Source organism: Microbacterium sp. B35-04, from assembly GCF_010634885.1.
GTDB lineage: Bacteria > Actinomycetota > Actinomycetes > Actinomycetales > Microbacteriaceae > Microbacterium.
Genome location: NZ_MWLP01000081.1, coordinates 1 through 14271 on the forward strand (window position 1 = coordinate 1; position 14271 = coordinate 14271).

The window sequence follows — 14271 nt, forward strand, 5'->3', positions numbered from 1 at the left end:
GACGAAACGCCTCGGACCTCCCCGCAAGCCCAGGGCGCTTCGTCTCGCCCCGCTCGCTCGACGACCGGTGACAGCACAGGAGACAACGCATGATCCTCGATTCCTTCCGCCTCGACGGCAAGGTGGCGCTCGTCACGGGCTCGAGCCGTGGCCTGGGCCAGGGGGCCGCCGTCGCGCTCGCAGAGGCGGGCGCCGACGTCGCGCTGCTCGACCGTGGCGATGCATCGGCGACCGCCGACCTCATCGCCGCGACCGGCCGCCGCGTCCACCGCGTGCAGCGCGACCTCGTGTCGGCGTCGGCCGCCGAGCTCGCGTCGGCGGTCGACGAGGTGATCGCCGAACTCGGCGGTCTCGACATCCTCGTCAACAACGCCGGCACCATCCGCCGCGCCCCCGCCGCGGAGTACCCGGCGGGGGACTGGGACGACGTGCTCGCGGTCAACCTCGATGCCGTGTTCCACCTCTCGCAGGCCGCCGGACGCCACATGCTGGCGCAGGGGAGCGGACGCATCATCAACGTCGCATCGATGCTCTCGTTCCAGGGCGGCATTCTCGTTCCGGCATATACCGCCTCCAAGCACGCGGTCGCCGGGCTCACCAAGGCCCTCGCCAACGAGTGGGCGGCCGCCGGCGTCACCGTCAACGCCGTCGCCCCCGGCTACATGGCGACCGACAACACCGCACCGCTGCGAGCCGACGAGGACCGCGCCGCGTCGATCCTGTCGCGCATCCCCGCGGGACGGTGGGGCGAGGCATCCGATCTGCAGGGCGTCTTCGTCTTCCTCGCCTCGGACGCCGCCGCTTACGTGACCGGCGCCGTCATCCCCGTCGACGGCGGCTGGCTCGTCCGCTGACCCGCCCCCACCGCCCGAGCAACCCAGACAGAACCGCGCAAGACCAGGAGAGAACCGTGACCCAGACGAACATCCCGCAGCGCTACGCGACCAACCCCGCCCAGATCCCGGGCATGACCACGCAGGACCTGCGCGACACGTACCTCATCCCAGACGTCTTCGTGCCCGGCGAGATCCGCCTCACGTACACGCACCACGATCGCATCGTGCTCGGCGGTGCCGTGCCCGCGGGCGGCGTCCTCGAGCTCGGCGGCTACCCCGAGATCCGCAGCGACTACTTCCTCGAACACCGCGAGGTCGGCATCATCAACGTCGGCGGCACCGGCACGGTCACCGCCGACGGCGAGGTCTACACGCTCGTCAAGGGAGCCTGCCTGTACCTCGGCCGCGGCATCCGTTCCGTGTCGTTCGCCGACGCGGACGGCGAGGAGTCGGGCGCCCAGTTCTACCTCTTCTCGGCACCGGCCCACAGCGCCTACCCGGCCGCGCTCGTCTCGCCCGGCGAGGGCACGGTGCGCGAGCTCGGCGACCAGGTGACCTCGAACCGCCGCACGCTCAACCAGTACATCCACGAGAACGGCGTGAAGAGCTGCCAGATCGTCATGGGCGTCACCCAGCTGCACCCGGGCTCGATGTGGAACACCATGCCCGCGCACACGCACGACCGCCGCACCGAGTGCTACCTGTACTTCGACCTGCCCGAGGACGCCCGCGTCATCCACCTCATGGGCGAGCGCGAAGAGACGCGTCACCTGGTGATCGCCGACCGTCAGGCAGTGATCTCGCCCTCGTGGTCGCTGCACTCCGGCGTCGGCACGTCGGCGTACACGTTCGTCTGGGCGATGGCGGGCGAGAACCAGGCCTTCGACGACATGGACGCCGCGCCCGTCACCGACCTGCGATGACGGACGCGGGCGTGCCACAGCGGGCGACGCCGGGGCCGGCGCGGCGCACGAGCGGCGGAGTGGAAGCGGTGAAGGATGCCGCGGCCTGACTACGCTGGGGCGGTGCCCCTGACTCTGCTCGCGATCGGCGAGACGATGGCGATGGTCACGCCCGTCGTCGCGGCGCCCATCGCCGAGGCGGATGCGTTCCTCCTGGACGCGGGCGGCGCCGAGTCGAACGTCGCCGCGCACGTGGCCGCGTTCGGCCATCGGGCGGTGTGGTTCAGCCGCCTGGGCGACGACGCGCTCGGCCGCCGCATCGCGCGGCAGCTCACCGCGCGCGGCGTCGACGTCTCGCGCGTCGTGTTCGACGGCGCCCACCCCACCGGGCTGTACGTGAAGGATCCCGGCAACGGCGTCCTCTACTACCGACGGGGTTCCGCGGCTGCGCACCTCGATGCCGCCGATGCCGACGCCGTCTCGTTCGACGGCATCGACCTGCTGCACGTGTCGGGCATCACGGCGGCGATCTCGGCATCCGCCTCGTCCTTCCTCTCCCGCGTCATGACGCGGGCGCGGGAGCACGGGGTGCCCGTGTCGTTCGACGTCAACCACCGCGCGCCGCTGTGGGATGCCGCCACCGCCGCCCCCGTGCTGCTCGAGCTCGCTCGTACAGCAGACATCGTGCTGGTCGGCCGCGACGAGGCCGAGACCCTGTGGGGCACCGCGACCGCGGCCGAGGTGCGCGCTCTCCTGCCGGAGGTCGCGGAGCTCATCGTCAAGGACGGCGACATCGGCGCGACCGCGTTCGTCGGCGACGCTGAGGTCTTCGAGCCGGCCCTGGTCGTCGAGGTCGTCGAACCCGTCGGCGCCGGCGACGCCTTCGCCGGGGGATACCTCGCTGGCCGCCTCTCCGGGGCCTCGGTGTCCGAACGGCTCCGCGCGGGCCACGAGCGCGCCGCGCGCACTCTGCAGACCACCACCGACTCGATCGACGAGCCGGCGTCGACCGGCGACAGAGGCGGGGCGCCCGTCCCGCTCCCCGGCGCTCCGACGGTATGACCGGTCGGGGCGCGTCACGAACGTTCGGGGCGCGCGCCGTCCGCCCCGAACGCGCGCGGTGCGCCCCGAACCCGAGAAGAAGACTGAACGCGACGAACGAAGGACTTCCGAATGACCTCCCAGCCCTCCTCATCGACGAGCAGCGCGGATGCCGCGGCCCAGGCCGCGTGGTTCGAGACGGCGTTCGCCGGCGCGCCGCTCATGGCGATCCTGCGCGGCATGGGCGTCGAGCGCTCGGTGCGCCTGTCCGAGACCGCGTGGGACCTCGGCATCGACTCCGTCGAGGTGCCGCTGCAGACCGACGAGGACGAGCGGGCGCTGCGCGCGGTCGTCGCAAAGGCTGCCACCCGGGGCAAGAGCGTAGGAGCCGGCACGATCATCACGCCGGCGCAGGTGGCGCTGGCCACTGACGCCGGCGCGGTGTACCTCGTCTCGCCGGGTCTCGACCCGGTCGTGGTGCGGGCGGCGCAGGATGCCGGCATCCCGATCCTCCCCGGCGTCGCGACGCCCAGCGAGGTGCAGCTGGCGGTCTCGCTCGGGCTCACGTGGCTCAAGGCGTTCCCGGCGACGTGGCTCGGCAGCGGCTGGTTCAAGCACATCCGCGGGCCGTTCCCTCAGGTGCGCTTCGTCGCCACCGGTGGGCTGGACGCCTCGAACGTGGAGGAGTTCCTCGACGCCGGTGTCCGTGTCGCGGCGGTCGGTTCCGCCCTCGAAGACGCCTCGCAGCTCGAGCGTCTCGCCGAGGTGCTCCGCACACGCGCGGCCGCCCGATGACGGCGGTAGCCCCGCGCTCGTTCGCGATCGGCGAGTCCGACTTCCTCCTCGACGGCGAGCCCTTCCGCGTGCTCTCAGGTGCGCTGCACTATTTCCGCGTGCACCCCGGGCAGTGGGCCGACCGCATCCGCAAGGCACGGCTGATGGGCCTCAATACCATCGAGACGTATGTCGCGTGGAACGCGCATGAGCCGCGGCGCGGCGAATGGGATGCGACAGGCTGGAACGACCTGGGCGCCTTTCTCGACCTGGTCGCAGCCGAGGGGATGCACGCCATCGTCCGCCCGGGGCCCTATATATGCGCCGAATGGCATAACGGGGGCCTGCCGGTGTGGCTGACCGGGCTCGAGGGTGTCGGACTCCGTCGTTCCGAGCCGCTCTACCTCGCCGAGGTCACCGCTTACCTGGAGCGCGTCTACGAGATCGTGGCTCCGCGCCAGATCGACCGCGGCGGACCCGTCGTGCTCGTGCAGATCGAGAACGAGTACGGCGCCTACGGCGACGACACCGCGTATCTCGAGCATCTGGTTCGCGTGACGAAGGACGCCGGCATCACGGTGCCGCTGACGACCATCGACCAGCCGACCGATCAGATGCTGAGCGACGGCAGCGTCGAGGGCGTGCACCTCACCGGCTCATTCGGCTCGCGCGCCGCCGAGCGTCTCGCGACGCTGCGCCGTCACCAGCCCACCGGACCGCTGATGTGCGCCGAGTTCTGGGACGGCTGGTTCGACTGGTGGGGCAACGCCCATCACACGACGCCCGCGTCCGCGTCGGCCGCCGAGCTCGACGCACTGCTCGCGGCCGGGGCATCCGTGAACTTCTACATGTTCCACGGCGGCACCAACTACGGTCTCACCAACGGTGCGAACGACAAGGGCCGGTACCTGCCGATCGTGACGTCCTACGACTACGACGCGCCGCTCGACGAGCGCGGCGACCCGACCGAGAAGTACTTCGCCTTCCGCGAGGTCATCGCCAAGTACGCGACGGTGCCCGACGAGGTGCCGGCGGTCACAGGACCTGCACCGACATTCGAGGTCGCTCTCGAGCCGGTCTGGGCGTCGGCCGACGCATCTGCCGCGGCGCCGCCCGCGGCTGGGCCCACGCGGCCGGCGGCTCCGCTCGACCCGTCTGGGCCCCCGCAGCCGGAGGCCCCGCTCGACGCGCCAGCGGCGCGTAAAGGAGCAGCGGGAACTGCGAGTGGAGGGGCGGTGGGGACCGTGTCCCAGCCTGGGACGCCTCCGACCTTCGAGGAGCTGGGTCACCTCAGCGCCCTCGTCTCGTATGAGGCCGAGCTGCCCGACGGTCGCGGTGGCGTCCTGCGCTTCGGCGAGGTGCGAGACCACGCCTGGCTCTCTGTCGACGGTGTGCCGGTGGGCACGCTGTCGCGCACGCGCCACGAGGATGCTCTCGTCGTGCCCGACGGGCGTCGGGTGCGCGTCCTCGTCGAGGAGCAGGGCCGCGTGAACTACGACGTCCGGCTGGGTGAGTCCAAGGGTCTGATCGGACCTGTCACCCTCGACGGTGTGGCGCTCACCGCCTGGACCGCGACGCCGATCGATGTCGCCGCGCTGGGTGCCGCGGCGGCAGTGTCCGCGACCACCGGAGCTGCCGGTCCTGCGGTCCCGGATGCGGCGTCGACCTTTGCGGCGAATGCGGCGTCGGCCGGGGCCGAACCCCGCGTCGGCCCGTTCCTGCGGCGAGGGTCGTTCTCGCTCCAGTCGCCCGCCGACCTGTTCCTCGACACGGCCGGGTGGGGCAAGGGCTATGCGCTCGTCAACGGCTTCCTCCTCGGCCGGTACTGGAGCAGCGGGCCGCAGCGGACGCTGTACGTGCCGGCGGCCGCCCTGCACGCGGGGGAGAACTCGCTGGTCGTGATCGAGCTGGATCGCGTCACCGACACGGTCGCCCGGTTCGTCGCCGAGCCGGACCTCGGCCCCCGGGAGGAGTAGCCACCACGACCCGGCCGTCCGCTGTCCCGGTGGCACGACCGCACAAGTTCGGTCGTTAGCCATCTGGCGCAACTGCGTCCACTGGTTGATTGCGGCGGTGTCTCTGGGGCGAAGAGCACCAGCTCGCATTGACGCCCGCCGCCAGCCGAGGACGGTGCGGTGGGGTGCGGCCGCGGGTGCCCGCCTCGCGACGTCAGTTGCCCGTGTTGAGGGCGAGGATCGCCCGCTTCTCGGCGTCGGTGAGGTCGGACAAGGCGAGGACCTCCTGAAGTACAGGGGACTTGAGGGCGAGGTATCGCGCGATGTCCATCGCCGGGTCCCGGGCGAGTTCGGTCTTGATGGCGCCGTAGCGCTCACGGAGGTCTGCGCGCTCGCGCAGGATCGCGCGTACCGCGAGGTGGTTCCGCAGGTGCAGCGTGCCCTCTACGCAGATGTAGACGTTGCGTCGCGGATCATCGTCGGGGGCGGCCATCGCCTCCCGGTCGCTGACGCCGAGATCGCCGCGATGCGAGTAGCCGACGGCGACGAGTGCGGCGACCGCCGCCGCCACATCTTCACGCCGCACGACCACATCGATGTCGATGACCGGCTTGGCCGCCAGCCCCGCCACCGATGTCGAGCCGACATGTTCGATCGAGAGCACCGGCACGTGGGCCAGTGCCAGCCGCAGGTCCGCAGCCACCCGGGCGAACTGCTCCGGCCAATCTTCGGAGTAGGGCACGACGGTGACAGTCATGCCGACCAGCCTGGCATCTCGATCCGCAGCCAGCGTGCTGCCGGCAAGCGGCCGGTACCAGGACCGCGCATTGTGCAAGCGCTTACACGCGCAGCCGGAAGCTGGTTTACTGAGCGGATGCCTCCCGCCTCTCTGCCGTCTTCGACCGCTGCTGCGCGGGTCGCCGTCTGCGGCCCGGCCTCGTGGAACCACCTCATCCTGCTCGATCGCCTTCCTGATCCGGTGCCGCATATGCAGTTCGCGCTCGGTGACCACTACACGCTGGGCGGAACCTCTGCCGGGAAGGCGCTGCACCTCGCTGACGAGGGCATCGAGGTGGCGCTGCACGCGTTGATCGGCGACGACGAGGACGGCCGCCGAGTCGTGACGGCGCTGGCTGCGGGGAACGTACGGCTCGAGGCATATACCTCGGAGCGCACCGAGCGGCACGCGAACCTGATGACGCCGGCGGGGGAGCGCGTGAGCCTCTACCACTCGACGCCTTCGTCACCGTCGGCTGCCGACCTGGATCGCATGGAGGCCGCCCTCGGTGAGGCCGAGGTTGCCGTGGTGGACCTCAGCGAGGTCGGCGCAGCCCTCGTGGAACGGCGGCTGGCCGGTGCCGCCGGGGCGCCCATCTGGACCGACCTGCACGACTACGACGGCGCGTCGCCCTTCCACGAGCCATTCGTGCGCGCCGCCGATGTCGTGTTCATGAATGACGACGCCACCGGCGACCCGTGGGCGCTGATGCAGAGCTGTCTCGACCGCGGTCCGCGCATCGCGGTGTGCACGCTCGGCGCGCAGGGCGCGATCGCCCTTGCGGCGACGGGGGAGCGGTCGGAGATGCCGGCCGTACCGGTCGACGTCATCGACACCAACGGCGCGGGCGACGCCTTCTTCGCGGGGTTCCTCACTGCCTCGCTCGCCGGCGAGGATTTGACGAACTGCCTCGCTTGGGGTGCCCGCCAAGCTACGGTCGCGCTCGCATCCGAGCACCTCCATCCCGCCGTCGCGACTGTCGTCTGACGTGCCTCTCTCCGTCAGGTGGTGGATGTGCCTCCGCTTCGCATCATCCCTTTCGCCCGTCGCGCCGTGGCGGAGCATGCGGCTCGGCGTCTTCACGGCGCCTCGAACGGCGTGGTGATCGCGACCGTCAAACCGCATCATCCCTCCGCGCGTCGTGCAGTGGCGGGGCATACGGCTCGGCATGTTCGCGGCGCCTCGAACGGCGTGGTGGTGATCGCGACGCTCAGCATCGCATCACCCCTCGGCACGTCACGCGCCGGGATCACGTGGCCCCGCATCTTCAAGCCGCTTCGAAGCGGCGTGGTGATCTCGACGCGAGTCGAGTCGGCTCGCTGACCTCGCCGGTGTGCGGATCTGGGGGTGGATGCAGCCAATAGCTGTCGGCGTCGGTCAGAGGATCTCGGGTTCGGCGTATCCGCCAACCCTGGTTGTGCAGGCGCAGGTGACAGTTGCGGCACAGGGGGATGCCGTCATCGACATCCGTGCGCCCATGGTGCTCCCACCAGTGATCCAGATGATGGAACTCGCATTGCGAGATCGGCGCGGCGCACGACGGCCACATGCAGCCGCCGTCGCGCGCGGCGATCGCGATGCGCTGCTTTCGGGTGAACAGTCGCAGCTCGCGACCGACGTCGAGAGGTCGTCCTTCGGCGCTCCAGACGACCGGGATGGCGCCGGAATCGCAGAGTCGCGCCTCGACGACGCCCGAGGGAACCGCCGCGCCACCATCTTCGAAGTGCCCCACGCCCGTCACAGCCATCACGCCACGGCCCTCGGCTGCAGTGCGATCACGGACGACTCGACGAACGGCGTCGAGGCCACGAAACGGCCGAGGATCGCCGTCCGCGTAGGCTCGAGCGGGTGGCGGACCCGATGCATCTCGACGCGCGCGAAGACTCCGACGCGGTTGCCGCGGAGGCGCCGCATCGCGGCATCCTTCATCATGTCGAACTGCAGTTGCTCGACCTGGCGGTCACCTGGCCGGCGTTCGACTGGCTGCTCGGCGAACTCGGCTACGAGCCGTTCCAGGAGTGGCCGGGAGGCCGCAGCTGGCGGCTCGGTGCCACCTATCTCGTGCTGGCCGCGGCCCCGGGCGCCACCCCACACGATCGACGCGGGGCGGGGCTCAGCCATCTCGCGTTCCACGCGGGCACTCGCGGCGACGTCGATCGGCTCTGGGAAGCCGCGCCCGAACACCACTGGCGGAGGCTCTACGCCGACCGCCATCCATACGCGGGCGGCGGCGACCACTATGCGGCCTTCCTCGAGAACGCCGAGCGCTTCAAGGTGGAGTTGGTCGCGGGCTGAGTGCATCGTCCACTGACGCGCTGGATGCGGACCGGCTCGTCCGGCTGATCAAGCAGTGGGTGGATGCCTCGGTCGCCCTGTTCTTCGACAATCCGGGCTTCGCCGCCTCGTGCAGATCCGAACTGTGCGCAGGCTTGAGCCCGGCCCGACGTGATGGAGGATGGCGTGGAGTGCGCCGCGCTCGTTATCGTGATGATGGGAGGCGCTCAAGACGATGGAGCTGTGGGGCGGCAAGGTCGTGGGCGGCAGATGTCGCGCTGGTGAGGTAGCTGGGCGCGCCATTCTCTTCGTTCCGCTCCAGGGCATCTGGGAGCTGCACGACCTGCCGTGAGGCCGCCCCGACGACGAGTGCGACGACTCGTACTGGGAAGACGACCAGAGGACTCTCGACGTCACCAACGGCTGGGATATCGACTGGGTTGACCCGTCTCAGATTCGCAGCTTCATCGCTGAACACTTCGGCGGTCTGAACGCGGAGGACTTGGTGGGTAGGTCTGCCTAGCGTCCGTCCGACGGGGAGAGCGTAGTCATCGTGTCCGGCGCAGTTCCCGTCGCTCGCTCTTTCACCCCCCGATGCGTCTGGTCCGTCGAAGGGTCGTCAGGCTCGCCGTGCCCGCCTACGCTCATCGGTGTGGCGGACGGCATGCATTTCGAGAAGCTCGCCGACGAGTACGCCACCGCGCGCCCGTCCTACCCGCCGCAGCTGTGGCGCCGCCTGCACGACCTCGGGTTGCTGCGCCCGGGGACGACGGCGCTCGATCTGGGTGCCGGCAGCGGGCAGGCGACCGGAACGCTCTTGGCCGCCGGGCTGCGCGTGACAGCGATCGAGCCCGGCCGCCGACTGTCCCGCCTTCTTCGTGAGTCCTATCCGACCGCGACGGTGCAGGTCGCTCGCGCCGAAGACGTGGAGCTACCCGCGTCGAGCTTCGACCTCGTCGTCGCCGCGACGGCGATCCACTGGATGGACCTGTCGATCGTGCTTCCCCGTGTGCGCACGGCCCTCACGGACGGCGGGCGCCTGGCCGTGTGGCGCAACGTCTTCGGCGACTTCGAGGCACCTCCGACACCCCTCCGCGAGCGCGTCGCCGAGATCGTCCGAGCGCGCCGGGCGCCGGCGCGGACGGGTCCGCCCGCCGAGGACCTCACCGCAATGACCGGTGCGCTGACGGAGTCCGGCCTATTCGCGGTGGCGGATGCCTCGACCTACCGCTGGAGTATCGACCTCGACGCCGACGGGGTCGGCAGCCTCTTCCGCACGTTCAGCGACTGGTCTCCTGCCGAGGTGGCGCAGGCCGTGGACGCCGTGAGGGAGCTCGGCGGCACCGTCACCGAGCACTACTCCTCGTGGCTGCTCGTGCTTGCCCCGACGTCTCGCGAGAGCGGGTCCTGACGCCCCACGAGCGCGGGAAGCCTCCCCAGGCGGGGCGTCTACCGCAGCGCCGCCGCTGGCTCGGGTCGGTGCACACCGCGCGGCCGGTACCCGAGGGCGTCGGAGACTCCCGCGAGGTCGGCGAGGTACCAAAGGATCGCGAGCCACATCTCGGTGCCTTGCAGCCCCGGCTCGGTCTCGGCGAGTCCGCGGGCAGCAGGCGTCGGCTCGCGGAACGAGAACCCGGCGTCCGGCGTCCACGTCGAGAGCGCGTCCGACAGCAATCGTGCGGCGAGGTCCCGCACGTCGTCGCCGCGATAGCCGGTTCCGCGGGTGAGCCACAGCGGGTGCGCGACGTCGAGCACGTTGCACGCGTTGCGCGCGCCCGGGGCGAACCAGCGGGGATCGCGCGCGTGGCGCAGCACGGTATCGATCACGCGCTCGGGGTAGGGGAGCGGCATCCCGAACTGTGCGAAGGTGCCGCGCGAGGCCCGGTAGAAGCCGTTCACCACGGGCAGCAGCCCGCCGTCGGCGGTCGCCGCACCCCACATGCCGGTGTGCGGGTCGGCGTTGAGGGTCAGCCAGCCGAACAGCGCCTCCTCCACACCCGCCGGAATCGGATGCCCCGCCCGCCGTGTCCACAGAATCGCGGTGCCGAAGCCGTCGATGTGGTGTCCGGCGTTCCACGCGTCGGACCCCCACGGCAGACTCTCGCAGAACTCGACCACGCGCTCCGGCGTGGCCGCGGTGACCCACGTGAGAGGAGCCGGAAACGCCGACCCGAGCAGATCCAGCCCGTACCCGACGCTCAGCACGTGGTACGCGACGTCGCCGTGCGAGAAGCCGAGGCCCGCCTGCTGCTGTCCGTCCGCGTCGAGGGGTGCGACGGCGCCGGTCGCGGCATCCTGCCAGCCCTGCAGCCGCCGGATCTGCGCGGCCGCGGGAGCCTGCGGGGGCGCCGTGCGGAGCAGCAGGTCGGCGATCTCGACCGCATCGGCCTGCGCACGAATCGTCGGCGACGTGCCGGGACGGTCGGCGAAGAGTCCGAGGTCGTCGTTCCATGCGCGCTGGAGGAGAGTGGATGCCTCCGCCCGAGCGCGTGCGGCGAGCTCAGCGACCCGCTCGGCAAGGCCGGTGGTGTCGTCCACGCTCGACGAGGGCGCTCCAGTCGAGGCCGGTGCCGCGGTCGGTGCCGGGGTCGGGGTCGGGGTCGAGCCGAAGGTCGCCGCGGGGATAGGGTCAGCAGCCAGGGCGGAGGTTGAGTGAGCGACCGGCGCCGACACAGCGACCTTCGCCGACCCAGCGACCGGGGCCGAGCCAGCCACCGAGGCGCCGGCTGAGTCAGCGGTCGAGTCCCCGAGGGAGTCGGCGACCGACGCTGAAGTCGCGGCGGAGGGTGGAGGTCCGTCAGCGCTCACGGCATCGCCATCGCGGGCTGCGGCCTGCGCCACGATTGCGCGCATGGCCGCCGCGGCGGCGAAGGCCGCGCCGGTCTCGCTGACGGGGGCACCCTCCTCGGCCGCGCTCTCCGCAACCGCCTGGACACCCGCACCAGCACCGGCACCGCCGTCCACGCCGCGCGCGGCGGCATCGGCAGCCGCGTCCGGCGCGACCCCGGTGTCGTCCGGCTCGACGCGCCAGCGGATGAACCGCGCGGGGTTGCCGCCGACGACGGCGCCGGCGGGGACGTCCTTGGTGACCACGGCGCTCGCGGCGAGCACCGAGTGGGAGCCGACGCGGACGCCGTCGAGGATCACGACGTGGGAGCCGATCCACACGTCGTCGCCGATCTCGATGCCCTTCGAGGTGAGCGGCTGCCGGAAGACCGGTGTGCCGGATTCCATCGAGTGGTTGAAGCCGACGATCGACGTGTGTGCGCCGATGCGCACGCCGTCGCCCATGGTGACGCGTCCGCGGATGACCGTGTAGGGGTTGATGCTGCAGTCGGCCCCTGCGTTGAGATCACCGGTGAGGTAGGCGCCGGCGGCTACGTAGGTGCGGTCACCGAGGCGCAGCGCGTCGTTGTCGATCGACGCGAGCTCCGAGACGAAGCACTGCTCTCCGAGCGTGTGATCGGCGCGGCCTTCGACCAGTGCGTGCTGGATCGCGAGCTGCGCGTCGCGCTCGTCGACCGAGGCTTCGCGCCAGAAATCCCAGGGCGAGTACTCGTGGGCGGCGATCGCTGGCATAGAGAGGGGATGACGGGAATCGAACCCGCGCTATCAGCTTGGGAAGCTGAAGTTCTGCCATTGAACTACATCCCCGTGCAGCCTTTCGGCGCGTGGCAAGGATAACAGAGCGGATGCCGTGCGCACGAAGTCGCGGCATCCGTCACCGTCGTCCGAGGTCACTGATGGTGCAGTCTCTTACCGATCTTCCACAGAACTCAAGCTTGGAGCAGTCGGAGCACCGTCACCGGGACGCTGTCGCGGGCGGGTGATGCGGGACTCCCCGCTGGTGACTGTCGTTGGGCGCTCCGACTCGAACACGAGCACCCGTGGGGACCGGCTATCGGGCGGGCGCGCTGGAGCTCACCGCGGTGCTCCGGTCACTCGCGCGGCACCGCTACGCCGGCGGTACGCAGCTTGGCTTCAGTGAGCGCGGTCAATCGGGCTGAGATGGGTGCCTGGTCCTGGCCATGGTTGTTGATCAGCGCGTACTTGGCGGCGGCCTCAGTCCAGGCGCGCATGATCTCGGGGTCGCCGAGGAGGTCCCGGTTGGCGAGGTAGTGGTCGGCCGTGGCGGTGGCGAGTTCCTCGATGCGCGGATCGTCGGCGTCCCAAGCCTCGGCCTCCCAACTGCGCTTGGTCAGGTCGACGAACACGGGATCGTCGAGCCGGAGTTCGATCTGGGCGAGGAAGCTCTCGAAGCCCACTGGCAGCAGCGCTCGAGCCAGCACGAATCCCTCACGTTGGCCGACCACGTAATCGGGACTGAAGCCGAGGGCGCGCATCCGGTCGAGCACGGCGCACGCCCGGTCCGGCAGGAGAGCCCGGTCGCCGTCGGCGAGCCGGTGCAGCGTGTCGCGGCGTGCGATCAACGCCGAGATCTGACCGGTAAGTCGCTGTTCGACGTCGACGAGGGCGGCGGCGAACTGCTCCGTGCCGGCGTCGAGCAGGGGCCCGATCTCGACCAGCGGCACCCCGGCGGCCGCCAAGGTGCGAACCTGGACCAGCCGCAGCAGCTCGCTCGATCCGTAACGCCGATAGCCAGAACTGTCACGGCCCGGCTCTTCGACCAGCCCGAGCCGGTGGTAGTGCCGCACTGTCTTCACCGTGACGCCGGCGAAGGTCGCCGCAAGCCCGATCGTCAGTCCGCCGCCCATGCCCTAACGACCCGGCCGTTCGAGGGCTGCCACCTCGCGCACGGCGACAGCAACGGCGATGGAGTCCTTCCTCAGGACGCTTCCGTGGTTGCTTCCGACCTTCGCGCTCACCTTCAGGTTCGGGTTGCGGACCAGCAGCGGGTCGATGGCCTTGCGCATCTGCTCCTGCAGGTCGTCGCGGCTTCCGAGGGCCTCTCCGGATGCGACGACGTACCGGACTGGCACGACCATGCCGTCGAGTACAGGCTCGAGGGCGGCGTGGAGCAGGTGGGACTCGATGGCAAGATCCGCGTGGGTCTCGGCGGAGAACCGCGCGGCCAGACCCAACGGGCGAACCAGCGGCATCAGCGGCTTCAATCGCTTGAACACCTTCCGGATCTCGTCGTGGCCGGCCTCGTCCGTCCAGCCGGCCGGATACGGGCCATCGACACCCACCACACCCAGTGCGCGGGCTGGGTTGCGACTCGCCCAGTGCACACCGAGCAGGGCTCCGTACGACCAACCGACCAGCAGCGGACGGTCCACGCCCCTCGCATCGAGGACGGCGTCGATGTCGCGCACGCAGGCCTCGAACGAGTAGTCGGTCGCGAGCTTGGACTTCCCACGTGCCCGTTCGTCGAAGGTGATGTGGCGGTACCCCGGCCCGAGCTCTGCGATGACGCGCTGCCAGTGCCGCTTGGAGGCATATGAGCCGTTCAGGTAGACGACGGGGGTGCCCGGACCACCGGTGTCTGTGACGGCCAGGGCCGTGTCCTCGATTGACACCATGCCGGTCCATGCGGGGTTTGTGGCTGTCGTTGCGCTCGTCGTATTCATGGTGTCAGCCTTCACCTTGACCCAAGGTCAAGGTCAAGACCCGTCCTCAGGCCAAGAGCTTCGTGAGCAGTTGGACGAATGTGCGTGCTTCGTGCGTGGTGAGGGGCGCGAGTAATTCCACTTGGACGGCCTCGACCAACGACTCGCAGAGCTGGAGTCGATGGTCGAGGCCGTCCAAGT

The 14271-nt window shown here is 70.5% G+C and carries 13 protein-coding genes and 1 tRNA gene; 8 read left to right on the top strand and 6 right to left on the bottom strand.

The annotated features are described in order from the left end of the window. Nucleotides 1-89: 89 nt before the first annotated feature. The 5 genes from kduD (at nucleotide 90) to B1729_RS20645 (ending at nucleotide 5529) form a co-directional block, all read left to right on the top strand. On the top strand, nucleotides 90-854 hold the full coding sequence (gene kduD / locus B1729_RS16000) for a 2-dehydro-3-deoxy-D-gluconate 5-dehydrogenase KduD (RefSeq protein WP_163633775.1): 765 nt from the start codon (nucleotides 90-92) through the stop codon (nucleotides 852-854). 56 nt (nucleotides 855-910) lie between these two features. Beyond that, nucleotides 911-1759 (top strand): 5-dehydro-4-deoxy-D-glucuronate isomerase, encoded by an 849-nt coding sequence (gene kduI, locus B1729_RS16005; protein ID WP_163633777.1) that lies wholly within the window; start codon nucleotides 911-913, stop codon nucleotides 1757-1759. 102 nt (nucleotides 1760-1861) lie between these two features. After that, entirely contained in the window at nucleotides 1862-2800 is a 939-nt protein-coding gene (locus B1729_RS16010; protein ID WP_239539679.1) for a sugar kinase, read from the top strand. Nucleotides 2801-2911: 111 nt separating this feature from the next. After that, complete coding sequence (locus tag B1729_RS16015; protein ID WP_163633781.1) at nucleotides 2912-3574, top strand: bifunctional 4-hydroxy-2-oxoglutarate aldolase/2-dehydro-3-deoxy-phosphogluconate aldolase; 663 nt, start codon at nucleotides 2912-2914, stop codon at nucleotides 3572-3574. Further along, nucleotides 3571-5529: a beta-galactosidase family protein gene (locus B1729_RS20645; protein WP_204318948.1), complete on the top strand. Its 1959-nt coding sequence runs from the start codon at nucleotides 3571-3573 to the stop codon at nucleotides 5527-5529. Before B1729_RS16015 ends, B1729_RS20645 begins: the two co-directional genes overlap by 4 nt. Nucleotides 5530-5722: 193 nt before the next feature. On the opposite strand, the gene B1729_RS16030 is transcribed toward B1729_RS20645, so the two are convergent. Beyond that, complete coding sequence (locus B1729_RS16030; protein ID WP_163615813.1) at nucleotides 5723-6265, bottom strand: GrpB family protein; 543 nt, start codon at nucleotides 6263-6265, stop codon at nucleotides 5723-5725. Nucleotides 6266-6382: 117 nt separating this feature from the next. Here B1729_RS16030 and B1729_RS16035 point away from each other — a divergent pair, with 117 nt between their 5' ends. Further along, a complete protein-coding gene (locus tag B1729_RS16035; RefSeq protein ID WP_163633783.1) occupies nucleotides 6383-7273 on the top strand; it encodes a PfkB family carbohydrate kinase in 891 nt (296 codons plus the stop codon). Between the two features lie 280 nt (nucleotides 7274-7553). Here the strand turns inward: B1729_RS16035 and B1729_RS16040 are convergent, their stop codons facing one another. Next, complete coding sequence (locus tag B1729_RS16040) at nucleotides 7554-8033, bottom strand: HNH endonuclease signature motif containing protein (RefSeq protein WP_239539681.1); 480 nt, start codon at nucleotides 8031-8033, stop codon at nucleotides 7554-7556. A 113-nt stretch (nucleotides 8034-8146) separates the two neighbouring features. Here B1729_RS16040 and B1729_RS16045 point away from each other — a divergent pair, with 113 nt between their 5' ends. After that, a complete protein-coding gene (locus B1729_RS16045; protein ID WP_163633789.1) occupies nucleotides 8147-8581 on the top strand; it encodes a VOC family protein in 435 nt (144 codons plus the stop codon). A 631-nt stretch (nucleotides 8582-9212) separates the two neighbouring features. Beyond that, nucleotides 9213-9971: a class I SAM-dependent methyltransferase gene (locus tag B1729_RS16050; protein ID WP_163633787.1), complete on the top strand. Its 759-nt coding sequence runs from the start codon at nucleotides 9213-9215 to the stop codon at nucleotides 9969-9971. Between the two features lie 38 nt (nucleotides 9972-10009). Here the strand turns inward: B1729_RS16050 and B1729_RS20650 are convergent, their stop codons facing one another. The 4 genes from B1729_RS20650 to B1729_RS16070 form a co-directional block, all read right to left on the bottom strand. After that, on the bottom strand, nucleotides 10010-12139 hold the full coding sequence (locus B1729_RS20650) for an acyltransferase (RefSeq protein WP_204318949.1): 2130 nt from the start codon (nucleotides 12137-12139) through the stop codon (nucleotides 10010-10012). 4 nt (nucleotides 12140-12143) lie between these two features. Then, a tRNA-Gly gene (locus B1729_RS16060) sits at nucleotides 12144-12214 on the bottom strand. Between the two features lie 284 nt (nucleotides 12215-12498). Then, nucleotides 12499-13275 carry a MerR family transcriptional regulator gene (locus B1729_RS16065; protein WP_163615818.1) on the bottom strand — a complete coding sequence of 259 codons (777 nt, stop codon included), beginning with the start codon at nucleotides 13273-13275 and terminating at the stop codon, nucleotides 12499-12501. A 3-nt stretch (nucleotides 13276-13278) separates the two neighbouring features. Next, nucleotides 13279-14091, bottom strand: coding sequence for an alpha/beta hydrolase (locus B1729_RS16070; RefSeq protein ID WP_239539680.1), 813 nt, complete (start codon nucleotides 14089-14091; stop codon nucleotides 13279-13281). Between the last annotated feature and the right edge of the window lie 180 nt (nucleotides 14092-14271).

Excerpts from the sequence above, each read along its gene's own strand:
- kduD (WP_163633775.1), top strand. The coding sequence starts at position 90 with ATGATCCTCGATTCCTTCCGCCTCGACGGCAAGGTGGCGCTCGTCACG.
- B1729_RS16015 (WP_163633781.1), top strand. The coding sequence starts at position 2,912 with ATGACCTCCCAGCCCTCCTCATCGACGAGCAGCGCGGATGCCGCGGCC.
- B1729_RS20645 (WP_204318948.1), top strand. The coding sequence starts at position 3,571 with ATGACGGCGGTAGCCCCGCGCTCGTTCGCGATCGGCGAGTCCGACTTC.
- B1729_RS16030 (WP_163615813.1), bottom strand. The coding sequence starts at position 6,265 with ATGACTGTCACCGTCGTGCCCTACTCCGAAGATTGGCCGGAGCAGTTC.
- B1729_RS16035 (WP_163633783.1), top strand. The coding sequence starts at position 6,383 with ATGCCTCCCGCCTCTCTGCCGTCTTCGACCGCTGCTGCGCGGGTCGCC.
- B1729_RS16040 (WP_239539681.1), bottom strand. The coding sequence starts at position 8,033 with ATGGCTGTGACGGGCGTGGGGCACTTCGAAGATGGTGGCGCGGCGGTT.
- B1729_RS16045 (WP_163633789.1), top strand. The coding sequence starts at position 8,147 with ATGCATCTCGACGCGCGCGAAGACTCCGACGCGGTTGCCGCGGAGGCG.
- B1729_RS20650 (WP_204318949.1), bottom strand. The coding sequence starts at position 12,139 with ATGCCAGCGATCGCCGCCCACGAGTACTCGCCCTGGGATTTCTGGCGC.
- B1729_RS16065 (WP_163615818.1), bottom strand. The coding sequence starts at position 13,275 with ATGGGCGGCGGACTGACGATCGGGCTTGCGGCGACCTTCGCCGGCGTC.
- B1729_RS16070 (WP_239539680.1), bottom strand. The coding sequence starts at position 14,091 with ATGAATACGACGAGCGCAACGACAGCCACAAACCCCGCATGGACCGGC.